Source organism: Nocardioides gansuensis (genome assembly GCF_003076135.1).
Lineage (GTDB): Bacteria > Actinomycetota > Actinomycetes > Propionibacteriales > Nocardioidaceae > Nocardioides > Nocardioides gansuensis.
This window is the reverse complement of record NZ_QDGZ01000002.1, coordinates 558,167-575,144: the sequence shown is the minus strand read 5'-3', so window position 1 is coordinate 575,144 and position 16,978 is coordinate 558,167. Positions and strand designations below refer to the sequence as shown.

The following is a 16,978-nucleotide window of genomic DNA, read 5'->3' as shown; positions in this document are numbered from 1 at the left end:
CTGACGCCGGGGTGGGCCGCGTCCTCCGAGGAGCGCGCCGACCCGCGGGCGCTGGTCCGTGAGCTGCTGCCCTACATCCCCGTCGTCCTCGTGCTGCTCATCACGATCACCCGGCCCTCGCAGCTCACGGACCTGGTGCTCGTCGGCCTCCTGGCCGCCATGGTGGCGCTCCTGATCGCGCGGCACATGCTCACGCTGGCCGACAACATCCGGCTCACAGCCGGCCTCGAGGACCTGGTGCACGAGCGGACCCACGAGCTGGAGCAGCTCAGTCGCCGCCACACGTCCATCCTCGATGGCGCCGGTGAGGGCATCGTCGGCCTTGACCGGTCCGGACTGGTGACATTCGCCAACCCGGCAGCGGCCGCGCTGCTCGGTCGCGCTCCCGACGACCTGGTCGGGCGTTCCTTCCACGAGGTGACCCAGCCCCACGACGCCCATGGCGAGCCCGTCTCGGCACTCATGGACCCGGTCGCCCAGTCCCTGGCCACGGGGGAGGGACGCGGCGGTGCGGACGACGTGACCTACCGGCGCGCGGACGGCACGGATTTCTCCGTCGAGCTCACGGTCACCCCGGTCCGCGGCAGCGAAGAGGTCACTGGCGCGGTGCTGATGTTCCGTGACGTGACCGAGCGCCGCGCGGTGGAGAAGATGAAGAACGAGTTCGTGTCGGTGGTCAGCCATGAGCTCCGTACGCCGCTGACCTCGCTGCGGGGCGCGCTGGGCCTGCTGCAGGCCGGTCTGCTGCGTGAGGCGGCACCCAAGGCGCAACGGATGGTGCACATCGCGGTGGAGTCGACCGACCGCCTGATCCGGCTGATCAACGACATCCTCGACGTCGAGCGGATCACGGCGGGCGGGCTCGCCCTGCACCGAAAGGCCTGGCCGGCCGCCAACCTCGTTGGCCGCGCCGTCGCCGAGATGCGGGGGCTCGCAACCGAGGCCGAGGTGCAGGTGGAGGTCGGCACAGTCGTGGGCACTGTCGACGCGGATGCGGACCGGATCGTGCAGACCATTGCCAACCTGCTGTCCAACGCGATCAAGTTCTCCCCGGCTGCGGGCACCGTGCGGGTCACCGCCGAAGAACGGGGGAACGAGGTGCTGTTCCGCGTCAGCGACGAGGGCGTCGGCATCCCGCCCGACCAGCAGGAGGCCATCTTCGCGCGTTTCGCCCAGGTGGACGCCTCGGACACCCGAGAGAAGGGAGGGTCAGGGCTCGGCCTGGCGATCTGCCGCGGCATCGTCGAGCAGCACGGCGGCCGGATCTGGGTGCAGAGCGAGCCGGGCACCGGTGCCACCTTCTGCTTCACTCTCCCGGCGGTCAGCAGCTCCGCCGAGGCAGAGACGCCACCCGGGGGCGACCGATCGATGCCCACCGTGCTGGTGTGTGAGGACGACGCGCCCACCCGCGCCGTCATCAGCGACCTGCTGAGCTCGCATGGCTACGCGGTGCTCGGCACGGGTTCCGGCGAGGAGGCGCTGGCCCTGGCGGCTCAGCAGACACCGGCCGCTGTTCTGATGGACCTGGGGTTGCCCGGCCTTGACGGCTGGACCGCCATCGCCGGTCTCCGTGCCGACAGGCGGACCCGCAATGTGCCGGTCCTGATCGTCAGCGGCACCGAACCGGGGTCCGCGCCGTTACCCGTGGCGGCATGGTTGACCAAACCGCTCGACGTCTCCAGGCTGCTGGCCGCGCTCGAGGACGCCATCGCGGCCGGTGGTCCGCGACCGTGTGTCCTGATCGTCGAGGACGACCCGGCACTCACGCAGGTGTTGGCCGCGCTGTTTGCTGAGCACGGAGTGATGGCGGTGCAGGCACACACCGCGCGGGACGCGCTGCGGCTGAGCCGCGACATCGCTCCGGACCTGCTGCTGTTGGACCTGCTGCTGCCGGACAGCGACGGGTTCGCGCTGGTCGACTGGCTGCGCGAGGATCCGCAGCTGTGCCGGGTCCCCCTGGTCGTCTACAGCGCACTCGAGCTGGACGAGGGCGACAAGCAGCGGCTGCGGCTGGGCCCGACCGAGTTCTTCATCAAGGCAAGGACTAACCCCGAGGAGGTCGAGCGCCAGGTGCTGGAACTGCTCGACGCCGTGGTCACCGGAGCCATCCGATGACCCGGCGAGTGTTGGTCGTCGACGACGACGACGACATCCGCGAGGTGGCCCAGTACAGCCTGGAGCTGGTCGCCGGATGGGACGTCGACGTCGCCTCCGGCGGCCAGGAAGCCGTGGAGCTGTGCCGGGCCAGCCCTCCGGACGCGATCCTGTTGGACGTGATGATGCCGCTCATGGACGGGCCCACCACGTTCGCCACACTGCAGGCGGATGCGCGCACCCGCGACATACCGGTGATCCTGCTCACCGCGAAGGTGCAGCCCGCCGAGCGCCGGCGCTGGGACGGCCTTGGGGTCGCTGGTGTCCTCGCCAAGCCCTTCGACCCGCTCGGGCTGTCCGGGGAGGTCGAGAAGCTGCTCGGGTGGGACCGGTGACCTCGCGGCGACCGTAGCCCTCAGCGCTCGGTCGCCTCGTCGCGGTGCTCGAGCAGTGGCCGCAGGCGCGTGACCACGTCCTCGAGTCCTGCGGTGGTGCGCAGCACGACCACCGCGGTCTCCTCCCCTCCCACGGGTGACTCACGGAACTGCCGAAGGGCGACCTCCATGGAGCGCTCGAAGTCGGCCTCCGGGGTGTCGGTCTCGCCGCGCAGCCAGCGTCGGAGGACGTAGTTGTGGGCCGTCACCACGGCCGCCGCCACGAGGCCGGCGCGCAGCTCACCGTCGGGTTCGCCGGCCATCCAGTCGGTGAGCGATGCCGCGAACAGTCGCTGGTACTGCTGGATGCCTGCGACCTCCCGGGCGCGCAGGACGGGTACGGAGCTGACGAGCCGGTACCTGGCCCGGGCCAGCTCGCCCTCGGCGAGGTAGTGCCGCAGCACGATTCCGGCGGCCTCGGTGAGCGCGACGTCCCTGGTGCGAGGGGTCGCGACGGCCAGTCTGGCCCCGATGCGCTCGAGAAGGTCCTCGTGCGCCGGGAAGATCACGTCCTCCTTCGTCCGGAAGGTTCGGAAGAACGTGGTCCGCCCGACGCCGGCGCGCTGCGCGATGTCGTCGGTCGTCGTACCGTCGAAACCGCGCTCGGCGAAGAGGGCGAACGCCGCACTCACGAGACGGCTCTTGGTCGTCTCCGCTGCAGGTTCGGGCACGGAGTGCACGCTACTTTGGTGGTACGTGATGCCGCAAGTATGGTACTCAGTACCAAACGCGAGGAGCGGGACATGATGGGCGTGGAACGGATCGGCGTCGTCGGCTGTGGACTGATGGGTGGCGGCATCGCCGAGGTGTCGGCACGTGCGGGCCTCGACGTGGTGGTGGTGGAGTCGAGCCCGCCGGCGAAGGAGGCAGGTCGCGCCCGACTGGAGAAGTCGCTGGGGCGTGCCGAGGTGGAGGGCAAGATCGACTCTGCCCGTGACGTGCTCGCCCGGATCCGGATGGAGACCTCGCTGGAGGCGCTCGCCGACCGCGAGCTCGTCGTCGAGGCGATCGTGGAGGACGAGGCGGCCAAGACCGAGCTGTTCGCGACGCTGGACGAGATCGTCGAGTCGCCGGAGGCGATCCTGGCGTCCAACACCTCCTCGATCCCGATCATGAAGCTGGGCGTCGTCACCTCGCGCCCCGAGAAGGTGATCGGCATCCACTTCTTCAACCCGGTGCCGGTGCTCCCGCTCGTCGAGCTCGTGCCCTCGCTCCTGACCTCGCCCGAGGTGACCGAGCAGGCCCGTGCGCTCGTCGAGGGAAGGCTGGGCAAGCGCGCGATCGACTGCCAGGACCGTGCCGGCTTCGTGGTCAACGCGCTGCTCGTCCCGTTCGTGCTGTCGGCGATCAGGATGCTCGAGTCCGGGTTCGCCACTGCCGAGGACATCGACCGGGGGCTGGTGCTCGGCGCGGCCCACCCGCAGGGCCCGCTCGCGCTCGCCGACCTGATCGGCCTCGACACCACCCAGGCGGTCGCCCAGTCGCTCTACGAGGAGTTCAAGGAGCCGCTGTACGCCGCGCCGCCCCTGCTCAACCGCATGGTCGACGCGGGGCTCCTGGGTCGCAAGACCGGCCGCGGCTTCTACACCTACTGATCCGATCCCGATTCCCCACATCACGGAGAGCCAGCCATGAGCACCCCCGACTTCGACCTCTACCGCCTGACCGACGACCACGACGCGCTGCGCCACGCCGTACGCCAGGTCGCCGAGGCCAAGATCGCACCGCATGCGGCCGACGTGGACGCGCAGCCGCGCTACCCGCAGGAGGCGCACGACGCCCTCGTGGCCGCCGACTTCTTCGCCCCGCACGTCGCCGAGGAGTACGACGGGGTGGGCGCGGACGCGCTCGCCACCTGCCTCGTGATCGAGGAGGTCGCGCGGGTGTGCGCGTCGTCCTCACTGATCCCGGCCGTCAACAAGCTCGGCAGCATGCCCCTGATCCTCGGGGGCGACGACGACCTGAAGCGGCGGTACCTCACGCCGCTGGCACGCGGAGAGGGCGGCTTCTCCTACGGGCTCTCCGAGCGCGACGCGGGCAGCGACACCGCCGCCATGAAGACCCGTGCGAAGGCTGACGGCGACGACTGGGTCCTCAACGGCCAGAAGTCGTGGATCACCAATGCCGGGGTCTCGGAGTTCTACACCGTCCTGGCCGTCACCGATCCCGAGGGCGCCCGCGGCAACAACGTGAGCGCCTTCATCGTGGAGAAGACCGACGAGGGCTTCACCTTCGGCGAGAAGGAGAAGAAGCTCGGCATCAAGGGCTCGCCGACACGGGAGCTGCTCTTCGACAACGTCCGGATCCCCGGTGACCGGATGATCGGTGAGCCGGGCACCGGCCTCAAGCTGGCGCTCCGCACGCTGGACCACACCCGGGTCACCATCGGCGCGCAGGCCGTCGGGATCGCCCAGGGGGCGCTCGACTTCGCGGTCGGCTACGTCAAGGAACGCAAGCAGTTCGGCAAGCACATCGCCGACTTCCAGGGCATCCAGTTCATGCTCGCCGACATGGCCATGAAGCTGGAGGTCGCGCGCCAGATGGTCTACGTCGCCGCCGCCAAGTCCGAGCGCGACGACGCCGACCTCGGCTTCTTCGGCGCCGCCGCCAAGTGCTACGCCTCCGACGTCGCCATGGAGATCACCACCGACGCGGTGCAGCTGCTCGGAGGCTACGGCTACACGCAGGACTTCCCGGTCGAGCGGATGATGCGCGACGCGAAGATCACGCAGATCTACGAGGGCACCAACCAGGTGCAGCGGATCGTGATGGCCCGCTCGGTCCTCAACAGGTGAGTTGACCCGCGCCCCACGGGGGCGCACAGCCTTGACGTGTCGGGCGGCACGGCCCTAGGGTCGCTGTAATCGTTTCCGTAATCGATTACGAAAGCCGTGGCCGTGACCGCCGAGCGTCCCACCGTCGCCCTTGTCGCCCAGCGCGCGGGTGTCTCCGTCGCCTCCGTGTCGCGGGTGCTCAACGGTCTTCCGGCCGGCGCCGCCACCCGCGAGAAGGTCGAGCGAGCGGCCGCCGAGCTCGGCTACCGGCCCAACGTGTTCGCGCGGTCGCTCAAGGTCCGCCGCTCCCAGCAGCTGGCGCTCGCGGTGGCCGACGTCGGCAACCCCGTCTACGTCGAGATGATGCGCGCGATCGAGGACGAGGCCCGGGGGAGCGGCTATCGCCTGCTCGTCTCGTCGACCGGCGGCCGGTCCGACGACACCCTGGCGCTGCTCGACAGCCTCAGCTCCGGATACGCCGACGGGTTGCTGCTCAGCCCGGTCCGCGTCGACGACACGCTGGTCGAGGCGCTGCGCCGGGTGAGCTTCCCGGCGGTGGTGATCGGCACCATCCCCAGGTCGGTGCCGCTCGACAACGTGCGCGCCAACTCAGCCGGGGGAGTGCGGCTGGCCCTGGAACACCTGCACGCCCGGGGCCGCCGCCGGATCGCCTTCCTCAACGGCCCCAGCGACACCGTGCCCGGCTCCGCCCGGCGCCGGGCGTTCGAGCGCACCGCGCGGACCCTGGGGCTCGACCCCGCCCCCGAGCTGCGCATCGAGGCCGGTGACTTCACCCTCGGCGAGGGCCGCAAGGCCGCCGAGATCCTGCTCGAGCGCACCCTCCCCGACGCCGTCCTCGGCGGCAACGACCTGCTCGCGATCGCCACCATGCAGGTGCTCACCGAGCGCGGCCTGCGGATCCCGGACGACGTGGCCGTGGTGGGCATGGACGACACCGAGCTCGCAGGAGTCACCAGCCCGGCCCTGACCAGCGTCGACCTCGGCGCCCACGAGCGTGGCCGGACCGCCGCCCGTCTGCTGCTGGCGCGTCTCACGGACCCGGCGCGCGAGGTGCAGCGCGTTGCAGTCCAGCCCACCCTCACCGTGCGGGACTCCTCCTGATGACCACCACCCAGATGACCAGCCCGCCCACCCCGCCGGTGCCACCGACTCCGCCGGACAAGGCTGGGGCCAGGGGCCGCAAGCCCGGGCGGCTGAAGGGCGACGCCTGGCCCCTGCTGCTCCCCGCGCTGATCCCGATCGCCCTGTTCAGCGTCTACCCGCTGCTGCAGGGCATCTACCTCGGCTTCACCGACTCTCGGGCCGGGCTCAACCGGGTCACCCACTTCACCGGCGTGGAGAACTACCAGGACCTGATGGGCAACGACCTGTTCTGGAGCTCGTTCCGGATCGGGATGATCTGGGCGTTCTCGGTCACCGGCCTGCAGTTCGTCGCCGCGATGGGGCTGGCCCTGCTGCTGCACCAGGATCTCCGGCTGCGCTGGCTCGCCCGCACCCTGTCCCTGGTGCCGTGGGCGATGCCTCCGGTCGTGGTCGCGATCATGTGGCGACTGATGTTCGACCCCAACTCCGGACCGATCAGCACCACCTCGCAGGCACTCGGGCTGGGCCAGCTCAACCTGCTCGGCAGCTTCGAGACCGCGCTCCCCGCCGTCATCGTCGTCGGTGTCTGGTCCGGCATGCCGCACACCACGATCACCCTGCTCGCCGGTCTCCAGGGCGTGGACGACAGCGTGCACGAGGCCGCCGCGGTCGACGGCGCCGGCGCCTGGCGGCGCTTCCGGCACATCACGCTCCCCGAGCTGCGACCGGTGATCGTCGCGATCACGTCGCTCAACTTCGTGTGGAACGTCAACACCTTCGACCTGATCTACGTGCTGACCAACGGGGGTCCCGGTGGCCGGACCATGCTGCCGATGCTCTTCGCCTACAACGAGGCGTTCCGCTACGGAAACTTCGGCACCGCTGCCGCGATGGGCAACGTCATGGTCGTCATCATCGTCGGGATGCTGCTGTTCTACCTGCGGTCGCGGTTGAAGGAGACCAAGGCATGAGCATCGGCCGCACCACGCCCCTCGCGCGCACCGGGCAGTACCTCCTGCTGGCGGCGTACGTCGTTTTCCTCGGCTTCCCGCTGCTCTGGCTGCTCTCCACCGCGCTGACCAGCACCCGGGACATCTCGCTCGGCGCCACCAGCCTGATCCCGACCTCGCCCACCTTCGAGAACTTCGGCGACGCCGTGCGCCGCGCCAACCTGGTCGAGGCCGGTCGCAACAGCCTCGTGGTCGCGTTGGCCGCCACGGGGATCACCGTGCTGCTCTCGCTGCCGGCGGCGTACGGGCTGGCGAGGTTCCGCACGTTCCTGCGGCCGGTCACGCTCGGCTGGGTGCTGATCAGCCAGGTCTTCCCCACGATCCTGGTGATCATCCCGCTGTTCCTGATCCTCAAGCAGTTCCGCCTGGTCGACTCCCTGCCGGGCCTGACCATCGTGCACGTCGTCTTCATGCTGCCGTTCTCGTTGTGGATGATGATCGGCTTCGTCGCCAACATCCCGGTCGATCTCGAGGAGGCCGGTGCGATGGACGGCGCCGGCCGGCTGCGGATCCTGGTCAGCATCGTCTTCCCGCTGCTGCGCCCCGGCGTCGTCGCCACCGCGCTGTTCGCCTTCATCTCCTCCTGGAACGAGTTCCTCTTCGCGCTGGTCCTGATCCAGTCGCCCGAGAAGGTCACCCTGCCGCTGACCCTGTCGCGCTTCGTCGGTGCGGAGGGGCAGGTGCAGCTCGGCGCCCTGGCCGCGGCCTCCCTGCTGGCCACGATCCCCAGCCTCGTCTTCTTCGCGCTGATCCAGCGCCGTCTCACGTCCGGCCTGCTCTCGGGCGCGGTCAAGGGATGACCCACCGAACAGGCACCACAACCGAAGGGATCCACCGATGAAGCACAAGTTGGCACTGGCCGCCGCAGCGGTGAGCGTCGCGCTCGCAGGCTGCGCCACCTCCACCGACAACGGCGGCAACGAGGGCGGCGGAGGTGGTGGCGACGAGCCGGTCACCCTGCGGTTCCAGAGCCTGGCCTTCCAGGAGACCACGATCCAGGCCACCAAGGACATCGTCTCGGCCTGGAACGAGGAGAACCCCGACGTGCAGGTCGAGTACGTCCAGGGCAGCTGGGACTCGGTGCAGGACCAGCTCGTCACCCAGTTCCAGGGCGGCACCGCGCCGGACATCATCCAGTACGAGTCGGCCGCGATGAGCCAGTTCGCCGAGCAGGGCTACCTCGCCGACCTCAGCGAGCACCTCAGTGACGAGGTCATGGACGCCGTCTCCGACGACGTGTGGGAGACGGTCACCTACGACGACCAGGTGATCGCCGCGCCGACGCTGCTGCAGAGCTACGTCGTCTTCGCCAACCGGCAGCGCCTCGAGCAGGCCGGTGTGGAGATCCCCGAGGGCGACACCTGGAGCTGGGACGACTTCCAGGCCGCCGCGGAGGCGACCAGCGCCGGCGGCAACAACAAGTTCGGCCTGGGCTGGGGCCTCGGCGACCCCACCGCCACCATGATGAGCCTCGGCCTGAACTTCGGCGCGGACTACTTCGAGGGCGAGGGCGAGGACGTCAGCATCGACGTCGGCGAAGCGGAGCTCACGCTGCCGGAGCGCATCCACGAGATGGTCTACGACGACGGCTCGCTCGACCCGGTCACGCTCACCCAGAGCGGTGGCGACGTGATGCCCGGGTTCCTCAAGGGCCGCTACGCGATGACCGTGCAGGGCAGCTACAACGCCCAGACCCTCAGCGAGTCCGCGCCGGAAGGCCTGGACTGGATGGTGATGCCGGCGCTCGAGGCCGAGAGCGCCGCCCAGGCCGCTAACCCGCAGACCCTCTCGGTGTCCGCGCAGAGCGAGGACGTCGAGGGCGCCGCTGCGTTCATCGACTACTACATGCAGCCCGAGAACCTCGCGAAGGTCGCGATGGGCGACTGGCTGATCCCCGCGTCGAGCGAGTCCGCCGACGTGATCCTGGAGGAGACCGGCGGCGAGAACGGCTGGGACGCGATCCTGGCCAGCGGGGAGCACCTCACCAAGGCGCCGTTCCAGTCCGCGTTGAGCTACCCGCAGTGGAAGGACCAAATCGCGACCCCGGCGTTCCAGCGCTATCTCGGTGACGAGATCTCCGCCGACGAGCTGGCCACCCAGCTGACCGACGGCTGGGAGTCCGTCAGCCGATGATGCTCCGCGACAAGGCGCTCGGCGCCATGGTCGGGTCTGCGGTGGGCGACGCGCTCGGCGGCGCCACCGAGGGCTGGACCACCGACCAGATCAAGGAGCGCTACGGCGGCTGGGTCACCGGCGTGGTGGAGCCGTTCAACAGCGACTGGCGCAACGCCCGCCCGATCGCGCCGTACCACAAGGGCGACGGGCACATCACCGACGACACCCTGATGACCCATGCCCTGGTCGACGTGTACGCCGAGCGACGCGACCACCTGGATGCGTACGCCGTCGCGACCGACCTGGTGCCGCTGCTGATCGGAGACAAGCGCTGGGTGCCGGAGCTGGAGGGCGAGGCGCTGCTGCTGCAGCGGGTGTTCCTCGCCGAGAAGTGGCTGGTCGCCCGCCTCCACTACGGGCACATCGACCCACGCGAGGCGGGCGTCGGCAACATCGTCAACTGCGGTGCCGCGATGTACGTCGCACCGGTCGGGATCGTCAACGCGGCGGACCCGGCCGGGGCCTACGCCGAGGCGATCGACGTCGCCTCCGCGCACCAGCACAGCTACGGCAAGGAGGCGGCGGGCGTGCTCGCCGCCGCGGTCGCGGCCGCCTGCGTCGACGGAGCCACGCCGCGTGACGTCGTGGAGCAGGCGCTCGCCATCGCACACGACGGCACCAGGGCGGCGATCGAGGCGGTCGCCGAGGCCGCCTTGGGCGTCTCGGACTGGCGGGAGGCGCTGCCCAGGCTGCGGTCGGCGGTCGCGCCGTACGACACCGTGGGTCCGCACTACCGGGAGCCCGCGATGGACGCCCGGCTGCCCAGCCGGACGAAGTCGATCGAGGAGCTGCCGATCGCGCTCGGCATGGTGCTGGTCGCGGACGGCGACTACGAGGCCGCGGTGCTGGGCGGGGTCAACTACGGCCGCGACGCCGACTCCATCGCCAGCATGGCCGGGGCGATCTGCGGCGCGCTCGGAGGGCACGCCGCGGTGCGCTCCGACTGGGCGACCACGGTCGCCGAGGCCAGCCGCACCCCGCTGGAGCCGGCAGGCGAGACCCTCGCCGTGGTCGCCCGCGAGGTCTTCGCCCGCGACGCCGAGCGCGCCCGGCAGCGGGACCAACGGCGCGCCACGCTGACCCGGGGGGAAGCCGCTCGATGAGCCGCCTCACCTGGGTGCAGCCACCGGACCTGCTCGCCCACGAGCTGGTGGCGAGCGCGGACGACGGCAAGCCGGTCCAGGACGTCCGCGACCGCTGGACCAGGGCCGGCGGGCGGGCCGAGGCCCCGCGTGCCGGCCTCGGCCAGCCCGGCGACCCGACGTTGCGGGCGCTGGCGGTCGAGCTGCTCGACGAGCTCGACGCCCGTCCGGTCCCGCCCGAGGTCGCCGACCGCGAGCCCGACGACCTGGCGGCGATCGAGGCCTCGCTGCCGGGGCCGCCGGAGGTTGTCACGGTCGATGCCGCCCTTGACCCCGCGCTGCCCGACCGGCTGCTGGGCGCGTGGACCGGCCGGGCGGTCGGGTGCCTGCTGGGCAAGCCGGTGGAGAAGATCCCGCGCGAGGGGATTCGCGAGATCCTGCAGAGCCAGGGCCGCTGGCCCCTGCGCGACTGGTTCACCGCCGAGGGGCTGGCCCCCGAGATCGCCGACCGCTGGCCGTGGAACCGCCGCAGCGCACCCACCAGCCTCGCCGAGAACATCGCCGGCGTGCCCGAGGACGACGACCTGAACTTCCCGATGCTCGCCCTCGGCCTGGTCGAGCAGAAGGGCCGCGGCTTCGCCACCGACGACGTCGCCGACGCCTGGCTGGCCGGGCTGCCCGGGGGTCGCGTGTTCACCGCCGAGCGGGTCGCCTACCGCAACCTGCTGCTCGGCGAGGACCCACCAAGGACGGCCACCCGGCACAACCCGTTCCGGGAGTGGATCGGCGCGCAGATCCGCGCCGACCTCTACGGCTGGGTGCACCCCGGTGACCCCGCGGCGGCCGCCCGGGCCGCGTGGACCGACGCGCGACTCAGCCACGTGCGCAACGGCGTCTACGGTGCGATGCTCGTGGCCGCCGCCTGTGCCCGCGCGGTCACCGGCGGCACGGTCCACGACGCGCTGCAGGCCGGCCTCTCCGTGGTGCCGCCGCGAAGCCGTTACGCCGAGGCGGTCCGCCTCGGCGTCGAGCTGGGCCGTTCCGGGCTGGCGATCGAGGAGGCCCTGGACGAGCTGTACGCCGAGCACGGCCACCGGCACTGGGTGCACGTCCTCAACAACGCCGCGCTCGCGGCGTACGCGCTCACCGTCGGCGACGGCGATCTGGAGCGGAGCATCTGCACCGCGGTGACCGGCGGCTGGGACACCGACTCGGTGGGCGCCACCGTCGGGTCGGTCTGCGGGGCCGTCGCGGGTGCCGCCGCGCTGCCGTCCCGCTGGGTCGCCCCCCTGGGCAACCGGGTGGCCAGCAGCCTGCCCGGGTTCGACGGGATCGGGCTCGACGCGCTCGCCGACCGCACCCTCGCGCTGGCCCGGGGAGGTGCCCGGTGACAGCGGGCGCCGGGGTGGTCGTCGTCGGCAGCGCCAACGTCGACCTGTTCGCCGCCGTGCCGGCAATCCCCGCCCCGGGGGAGACCGTGCTCGCCCGCGGGCGCGAGGTGCGCGCCGGCGGGAAGGGCCTCAACCAGGCGGTCGCGGCCGCCCGCGCGGGTGCCGCCACCACGTTCGTCGCCGTCGTGGGGCGCGACGAGGGCGCCGAGATGCTGCTGGCCGAGGCCGCCGCCGCCGGGGTCGACACCGGGCTGGTCCGTCGCGCCGACGGCCCCACCGGCACCGCCTGGATCATGGTCCGCCCCGACGGGGAGAACGCGATCGTCGTCGACGGCGCCGCCAACGCCACGCTCACCTCGTTGACCCTCACCGAACGGACCGCGGTGTCGGAGGCGGCCGTCGTGGTCGCCCAGCTCGAGACGCCACTGAGCGCGGTGCGCGAGGCGGCCGAGGCGGCGCAGGCCTCGGGCGCCAGGTTCCTGCTCAACGCCGCGCCCGCCTCCGAGCTGCCGGAGGAGCTGCTGCGCTGCGTCGACGTGCTGGTCGTCAACGAGCACGAGGCCCGCCACCTGTCGGGCGAGGCCGACCCCTCCTCCGCCGCCCGCACGCTCCTCCGGCTGGCGGGGGCGGTCGTGGTCACCCTCGGCGCCGAGGGGGCGTTGCTGCTCGACGCCGACGGTGAACGGCGTGTGCCCGGCCTGACGGCTCGCGTCGTGGACACCACCGGGGCCGGCGACACCTTCACCGGCGTCCTCGCCGCCACCCTCGCCACGGACCCCGACCTGGACGCCGCCGCCCGGCGCGCGGTGGTCGCCGGGGCCCTCGCCGTCGAGACGGCCGGCGCCGTCCCGTCCATCCCCACCTCCGACGCCATCGCCGCACGCCTGCGGCAGGAAGCGAGCCGATGACCCTCCCCGTCGAGGCCCCGCGCGACCCCTACGCGCCACGGCCGATCGACCTGCCCACCCCCGTGCCGCTCGAGCCGGGAGCAGACCTCTCCGTGCTCGACGAGGCCAAGATCATCGCCGCACCCGACGACCCCGGGGACCGGCCCGCCTGGCGAGCAGCGCTGCAACGCTGGCGGGAGGAGGCACGCGGCCGGATCGGTTACGACGGGTCGCTCTACGACGCCGGAGACGGCCGCTGGGCCGCGACCGCGTGGAACGTCGCCCTGGTGTGGCTCTGGGACGAGGTCGTCCGCGACTGGGGCGGCGAGTGCTTCGACGCCGACCGGCTGCTCGCGGCGTACGACGACCTCGGCGGCCTGGACGCGGTCGTGCTGTGGCACGCCTACCCGGTCATCGGCGTCGACCCGCGCAACCAGTTCGACTGGTACGACGTGCCCGGGCTCCAGGACCTCGTCACCGGGCTGCAGGCGCGCGGGGTGCGTGTCTTCCTCGACTACAACCCGTGGGACGTCGGCACCCGGCGCACCGGGCGCAGCGACGCCCAGCAGCTCGCCGAGACCGTGACCCGGCTCGGGGCGGACGGCGTCTTCCTCGACACCCTCAAGCAGGGCGACCCCGGGCTGCTGGACACGCTCGCCCAGCTGCGGCCCCGGCCGGTGCTCGAGGGGGAGTCGCGGGTGCCGCTGGCCCGGATCACCGACCACCAGGCCTCGTGGGCGCAGTGGTTCGCCGACAGCCCGGTCCCCGGTGTCCTCCGGGCCCGCTGGTTCGAGCAGCGGCACATGATGCACCACACCCGCCGGTGGAACCGCGACCACGGCGCCGAGCTGCGCTCGGCCTGGGTGAACGGCGCCGGTGTGCTGGTCTGGGACGTCGTCTTCGGCGTCCGCGTGGACTGGCAGCCCCGCGACCGGGCAGCGCTGCGCGCGATGCGGCGGGTCCAGCGGCACGCCGAGGCGCACTTCCTGCGTGGCGAGTGGGAGCCGCTCGCCGAGCTGCACCCGGACGCGACCGTGGCCGGGGTGGCCGCCTCGTGCTGGCGACTGGACGGCGTCGAGCTGTGGACGCTCGCCGGGTCCGGCGAGCGCGATGGCACGGCGTACGACGGACCGCTGCTGGTGGACGCTCCCGAGGGCGGCGCGGTCCACGTCGTCCTCGGCGACGGCACGGTGCCCTCCGGCGGCATCGCCGGACTGGTCCGGGTGCCCGCCGGGGCGAGCGCGCCAGGCTGGCTGGGGACGCTGGTCGCCGAGAACGCCGCCGATCCGGTGCCCTCCGCCGCGCCGGCGGAGGGGCCGGTCACCCCACCGTCGCCCCAGCGCGTGCTGCCTGCCCCCGCCCTCGGCGTCGCGCCAGCGGGCGCGGTCCGTCCGACGCCAGGGGAGCGACGGCTGGCCGTGCGGTGGCGGCACCGCGAGACGGGCCTCTACGAGGCCGCGCCCTTCGTCGACGACTGGAAGCCGCTGCCGCCGCGGCTGCACCAGCTGCGCGAGGACACCCGGGTGGTGCGGCTCGGGGCGGTGGCGGTGGACGCGGTCGAGGTCAGCAACGCCGACTTCGCGCGGTTCCTGGCCGCGAGCGGGCACCGACCGCACACCGCGCACCGGTTCCTGGCGCACTGGCGGGACGGCGTCCCGGAGCCCGGCACCGCGGACGAGCCGGTGCGGTACGTCGACCTCGACGACGCCCGTGCCTACGCGCGGTGGCGCGGCGCCCGGCTGCCCACCGAGGACGAGTGGCAGGCGGCCGCGGAGGAGCCGGGCTTCCGGCGCGCCGAGCCGCTGGTGTGGCAGTGGACCGAGAGCGAGCACCGTGACGGCCGGACCCGGTGGTCGGTGCTCAAGGGCGGCTCGTCGTTCGCCGCGACCGGGTCGGACTGGTACGTCGACGGCGGGCCGCAGGAGCCCGAGTGGTCGGTACGGTTCCTCCTGACGCAGGCCGGCACCGGTCGTTCGGAGTGCATCGGGTTCCGGTGCGTCGTCGACCTCGAGGAGCGGGCATGAGTGGACCCCTGCAGGGCCTGAAGGTGGTCGACGCGGCGACGCTGTTCGCCGGACCGCTGACCGCGACCTACCTCGGTGACTTCGGCGCCGACGTGGTGAAGATCGAGCACCCGCGGCGGCCGGACGCCGCACGGGGGCACGGCCAGGTCAAGGACGGCCACGGCCTGTGGTGGAAGACGCTGGGCCGCAACAAGCGCACGGTCACGCTCGACCTCGGGCATCCCGCCGGCGCCGCGACGCTGCGGCGGCTGCTCGCGGATGCCGACGTGCTGGTGGAGAACTTCCGCCCGGGCACGCTCGAGCGCTGGGGGCTCGGCCCCGACGTGCTGCTCGCCGACAACCCGCGCCTGGTGATCGCCCGGGTGACGGCGTTCGGCCAGACCGGGCCCTACGCCGGACGGCCCGGCTTCGGGTCGTTGGCGGAGGCGATGAGCGGCTTCGCAGCGGTCACCGGCCAGCCCGACGGTCCGCCCACGCTGCCGCCGTTCGGGCTGGCGGACGGGATAGCCGCGCTGGCCACGGCGTACGCCGTGATGGCGGCGCTCCGGCACCGCGACGCGACAGGGGAGGGCCAGGTGGTCGACATGGCCATCGTCGAGCCGATCCTGATGATGCTCGGCGCCCCGCTGACGGCCTACCAGCAGCTGGGCTACGTGCAGCCCCGGACCGGCAACCGGTCGGTGAACAACGCGCCGCGCAACGTCTACCGCACCGGCGACGGGCACTGGGTCGCGGTCTCCACCAGCTCGCAGAGCATCGCCGAGCGGGTGCTGCGGCTGGTCGGTCGTCCCGACCTGGTCGAGCAGCCGTGGTTCGCCACCGGGGGCCAGCGCGCGGAACACGCCGATGAGCTGGACGAGGCGGTCGGTGGCTGGATCGCCGAGCGGGACCGCGACGAGGTGCTCGCGGCGTTCGAGGAGGCGCAGGCCGCCGTCGCGCCGGTGTACGACGTGCGCGGGATCCTCGAGGATCCGCAATACCAGGCGCTCGGCACCGTGCTCACCGTCGACGACGAGGACCTCGGGCCGCTTGTCATGCAGAACGTGCTGTTCCGGCTCTCGGCGACGCCGGGGGAGGTGCGCTGGGCCGGACGGGCACCGGGCGCCGACACCGACCAGGTGCTCGCCGAGGCCGGGTTGTCCGAGGAGGAGATCGCCCGGCTGCGAGCGGAGGGGGCGGTGTGACCGGCGGGGCATCGGTGGTCGCGCTCTACGTCCCCGGCTCACGACCGGACAGGTTCGACAAGGCGGCCGCGACCGGCGCGGAGGTGATCCTCGACCTGGAGGACTCGGTGGCGCCGGCCGAGCGCCCGGCGGCGCGGGAGGCCGTGGCGGCCTGGCTGGGGTCGTACGACGGCCCGGTGCAGGTGCGGGTCAACGCGCCCGGCTCCGCCGACCTGGCCGCCGACCTGGCCTCGCTCCCCGCGCAGGTCGACCTGCGGCTCCCCAAGGTCGAGGCGGTCTCCGACCTGGCCGCGGTGGCCGGGCGCCGGGTGCACGCGCTGCTGGAGTCGGCCCGTGGCATCGAGGCGGCCGCGGAGATCGCCCGCGCCCCGGGGGTGGTGTCACTCTCGCTCGGCGAGGCCGACCTCGCCGCGGAGCTCGGGCTCGCCGACGAGGAGGCTTTCGCCTGGGTGCGCTCGCGCGTGGTGGTGGCGGCTGCGGCCGCCGGGCTGCCGGCGCCGATGATGTCGGCATACCCGGGAGTCCGCGACCTCGACGGACTGGCCGCCTCCTGCCGCCGCGGGCGACGGATGGGCATGTGGGGCCGCACCGCCGTACACCCCGCGCAGGTGCCGGTGATCCGGAAGGCGTTCGCACCGACCGAGGAGGAGCTCGCCTGGGCGCACGCGGTCCTCGAGGCACTGGGCGGCGCCGGTGTCGCCTCCCTGCCGGACGGTTCGATGGTCGACGCGGCGATGGCGCGGCGGGCGCGGCAGCTGCTGCGCTGACTCAGGTTGCACCTCGCGTGGGCAGTTGGCGCTTCAACCATGCTTGCGGTTC

Annotated in this window: 15 protein-coding genes; 14 read left to right on the top strand and 1 reads right to left on the bottom strand. The window is 72.5% G+C overall.

Translation table 11 applies throughout. The features are described 5' to 3' along the window. The coding region (locus DDE18_RS06975; protein ID WP_116571484.1) for an ATP-binding protein at nt 1-2,115 on the top strand (2,115 nt) is incomplete at its 5' end. Then, nucleotides 2,112-2,489, top strand: a complete 378-nt coding sequence (locus tag DDE18_RS06970) for a response regulator (protein ID WP_116571483.1) — start codon at nt 2,112-2,114, stop codon at nt 2,487-2,489. The genes DDE18_RS06975 and DDE18_RS06970, both read left to right, overlap by 4 nt. Before the next feature lie 20 nt (nt 2,490-2,509). Here the strand turns inward: DDE18_RS06970 and DDE18_RS06965 are convergent, their stop codons facing one another. Further along, nucleotides 2,510-3,199 (bottom strand): TetR/AcrR family transcriptional regulator, encoded by a 690-nt coding sequence (locus tag DDE18_RS06965; RefSeq protein ID WP_245916487.1) that lies wholly within the window; start codon nt 3,197-3,199, stop codon nt 2,510-2,512. Nucleotides 3,200-3,280: 81 nt separating this feature from the next. Between DDE18_RS06965 and DDE18_RS06960 the strand changes: the two genes are divergently transcribed. The 12 genes from DDE18_RS06960 (at nt 3,281) to DDE18_RS06905 (ending at nt 16,926) form a co-directional block, all read left to right on the top strand. After that, the gene (locus DDE18_RS06960) at nt 3,281-4,123 is read left to right on the top strand and encodes a 3-hydroxybutyryl-CoA dehydrogenase (protein ID WP_281258350.1); all 843 of its coding nucleotides are present in this window, start codon (nt 3,281-3,283) and stop codon (nt 4,121-4,123) included. Nucleotides 4,124-4,159: 36 nt separating this feature from the next. Then, the gene (locus DDE18_RS06955) at nt 4,160-5,323 is read left to right on the top strand and encodes an acyl-CoA dehydrogenase family protein (protein ID WP_116571480.1); all 1,164 of its coding nucleotides are present in this window, start codon (nt 4,160-4,162) and stop codon (nt 5,321-5,323) included. 102 nt (nt 5,324-5,425) lie between these two features. Next, nucleotides 5,426-6,424 (top strand): LacI family DNA-binding transcriptional regulator, encoded by a 999-nt coding sequence (locus DDE18_RS06950; RefSeq protein WP_116571549.1) that lies wholly within the window; start codon nt 5,426-5,428, stop codon nt 6,422-6,424. After that, the gene (locus tag DDE18_RS06945) at nt 6,424-7,377 is read left to right on the top strand and encodes a carbohydrate ABC transporter permease (RefSeq protein ID WP_116571479.1); all 954 of its coding nucleotides are present in this window, start codon (nt 6,424-6,426) and stop codon (nt 7,375-7,377) included. The genes DDE18_RS06950 and DDE18_RS06945 overlap by 1 nt, the downstream gene beginning before the upstream one ends. After that, a complete protein-coding gene (locus DDE18_RS06940) occupies nt 7,374-8,216 on the top strand; it encodes a carbohydrate ABC transporter permease (protein WP_116571478.1) in 843 nt (280 codons plus the stop codon). The genes DDE18_RS06945 and DDE18_RS06940 overlap by 4 nt, the downstream gene beginning before the upstream one ends. A 37-nt stretch (nt 8,217-8,253) precedes the next feature. After that, on the top strand, nt 8,254-9,549 hold the full coding sequence (locus DDE18_RS06935; RefSeq protein ID WP_116571477.1) for an ABC transporter substrate-binding protein: 1,296 nt from the start codon (nt 8,254-8,256) through the stop codon (nt 9,547-9,549). Then, the gene (locus DDE18_RS06930; protein WP_116571476.1) at nt 9,546-10,694 is read left to right on the top strand and encodes an ADP-ribosylglycohydrolase family protein; all 1,149 of its coding nucleotides are present in this window, start codon (nt 9,546-9,548) and stop codon (nt 10,692-10,694) included. The genes DDE18_RS06935 and DDE18_RS06930 overlap by 4 nt, the downstream gene beginning before the upstream one ends. Further along, nucleotides 10,691-12,064, top strand: a complete 1,374-nt coding sequence (locus tag DDE18_RS06925) for an ADP-ribosylglycohydrolase family protein (protein ID WP_116571475.1) — start codon at nt 10,691-10,693, stop codon at nt 12,062-12,064. Before DDE18_RS06930 ends, DDE18_RS06925 begins: the two co-directional genes overlap by 4 nt. Then, nucleotides 12,061-12,972 (top strand): ribokinase, encoded by a 912-nt coding sequence (locus DDE18_RS06920; RefSeq protein WP_170313269.1) that lies wholly within the window; start codon nt 12,061-12,063, stop codon nt 12,970-12,972. Before DDE18_RS06925 ends, DDE18_RS06920 begins: the two co-directional genes overlap by 4 nt. Further along, nucleotides 12,969-14,975, top strand: coding sequence for an SUMF1/EgtB/PvdO family nonheme iron enzyme (locus DDE18_RS06915; RefSeq protein WP_116571474.1), 2,007 nt, complete (start codon nt 12,969-12,971; stop codon nt 14,973-14,975). The genes DDE18_RS06920 and DDE18_RS06915 overlap by 4 nt, the downstream gene beginning before the upstream one ends. Then, nucleotides 14,972-16,159 (top strand): CaiB/BaiF CoA transferase family protein, encoded by a 1,188-nt coding sequence (locus tag DDE18_RS06910; RefSeq protein WP_116571473.1) that lies wholly within the window; start codon nt 14,972-14,974, stop codon nt 16,157-16,159. Before DDE18_RS06915 ends, DDE18_RS06910 begins: the two co-directional genes overlap by 4 nt. Next, nucleotides 16,156-16,926 (top strand): HpcH/HpaI aldolase/citrate lyase family protein, encoded by a 771-nt coding sequence (locus DDE18_RS06905; RefSeq protein WP_116571472.1) that lies wholly within the window; start codon nt 16,156-16,158, stop codon nt 16,924-16,926. The genes DDE18_RS06910 and DDE18_RS06905 overlap by 4 nt, the downstream gene beginning before the upstream one ends. The last annotated feature ends 52 nt before the right edge of the window (nt 16,927-16,978 follow it).

Bases quoted from the DNA above. Each gene is read 5' to 3' on its own strand.
- DDE18_RS06925 (WP_116571475.1), top strand. From the start codon at position 10,691: ATGAGCCGCCTCACCTGGGTGCAGCCACCGGACCTGCTCGCCCACGAG.
- DDE18_RS06955 (WP_116571480.1), top strand. From the start codon at position 4,160: ATGAGCACCCCCGACTTCGACCTCTACCGCCTGACCGACGACCACGAC.
- DDE18_RS06930 (WP_116571476.1), top strand. From the start codon at position 9,546: ATGATGCTCCGCGACAAGGCGCTCGGCGCCATGGTCGGGTCTGCGGTG.
- DDE18_RS06915 (WP_116571474.1), top strand. From the start codon at position 12,969: ATGACCCTCCCCGTCGAGGCCCCGCGCGACCCCTACGCGCCACGGCCG.
- DDE18_RS06945 (WP_116571479.1), top strand. From the start codon at position 6,424: ATGACCACCACCCAGATGACCAGCCCGCCCACCCCGCCGGTGCCACCG.
- DDE18_RS06970 (WP_116571483.1), top strand. From the start codon at position 2,112: ATGACCCGGCGAGTGTTGGTCGTCGACGACGACGACGACATCCGCGAG.
- DDE18_RS06910 (WP_116571473.1), top strand. From the start codon at position 14,972: ATGAGTGGACCCCTGCAGGGCCTGAAGGTGGTCGACGCGGCGACGCTG.
- DDE18_RS06935 (WP_116571477.1), top strand. From the start codon at position 8,254: ATGAAGCACAAGTTGGCACTGGCCGCCGCAGCGGTGAGCGTCGCGCTC.
- DDE18_RS06940 (WP_116571478.1), top strand. From the start codon at position 7,374: ATGAGCATCGGCCGCACCACGCCCCTCGCGCGCACCGGGCAGTACCTC.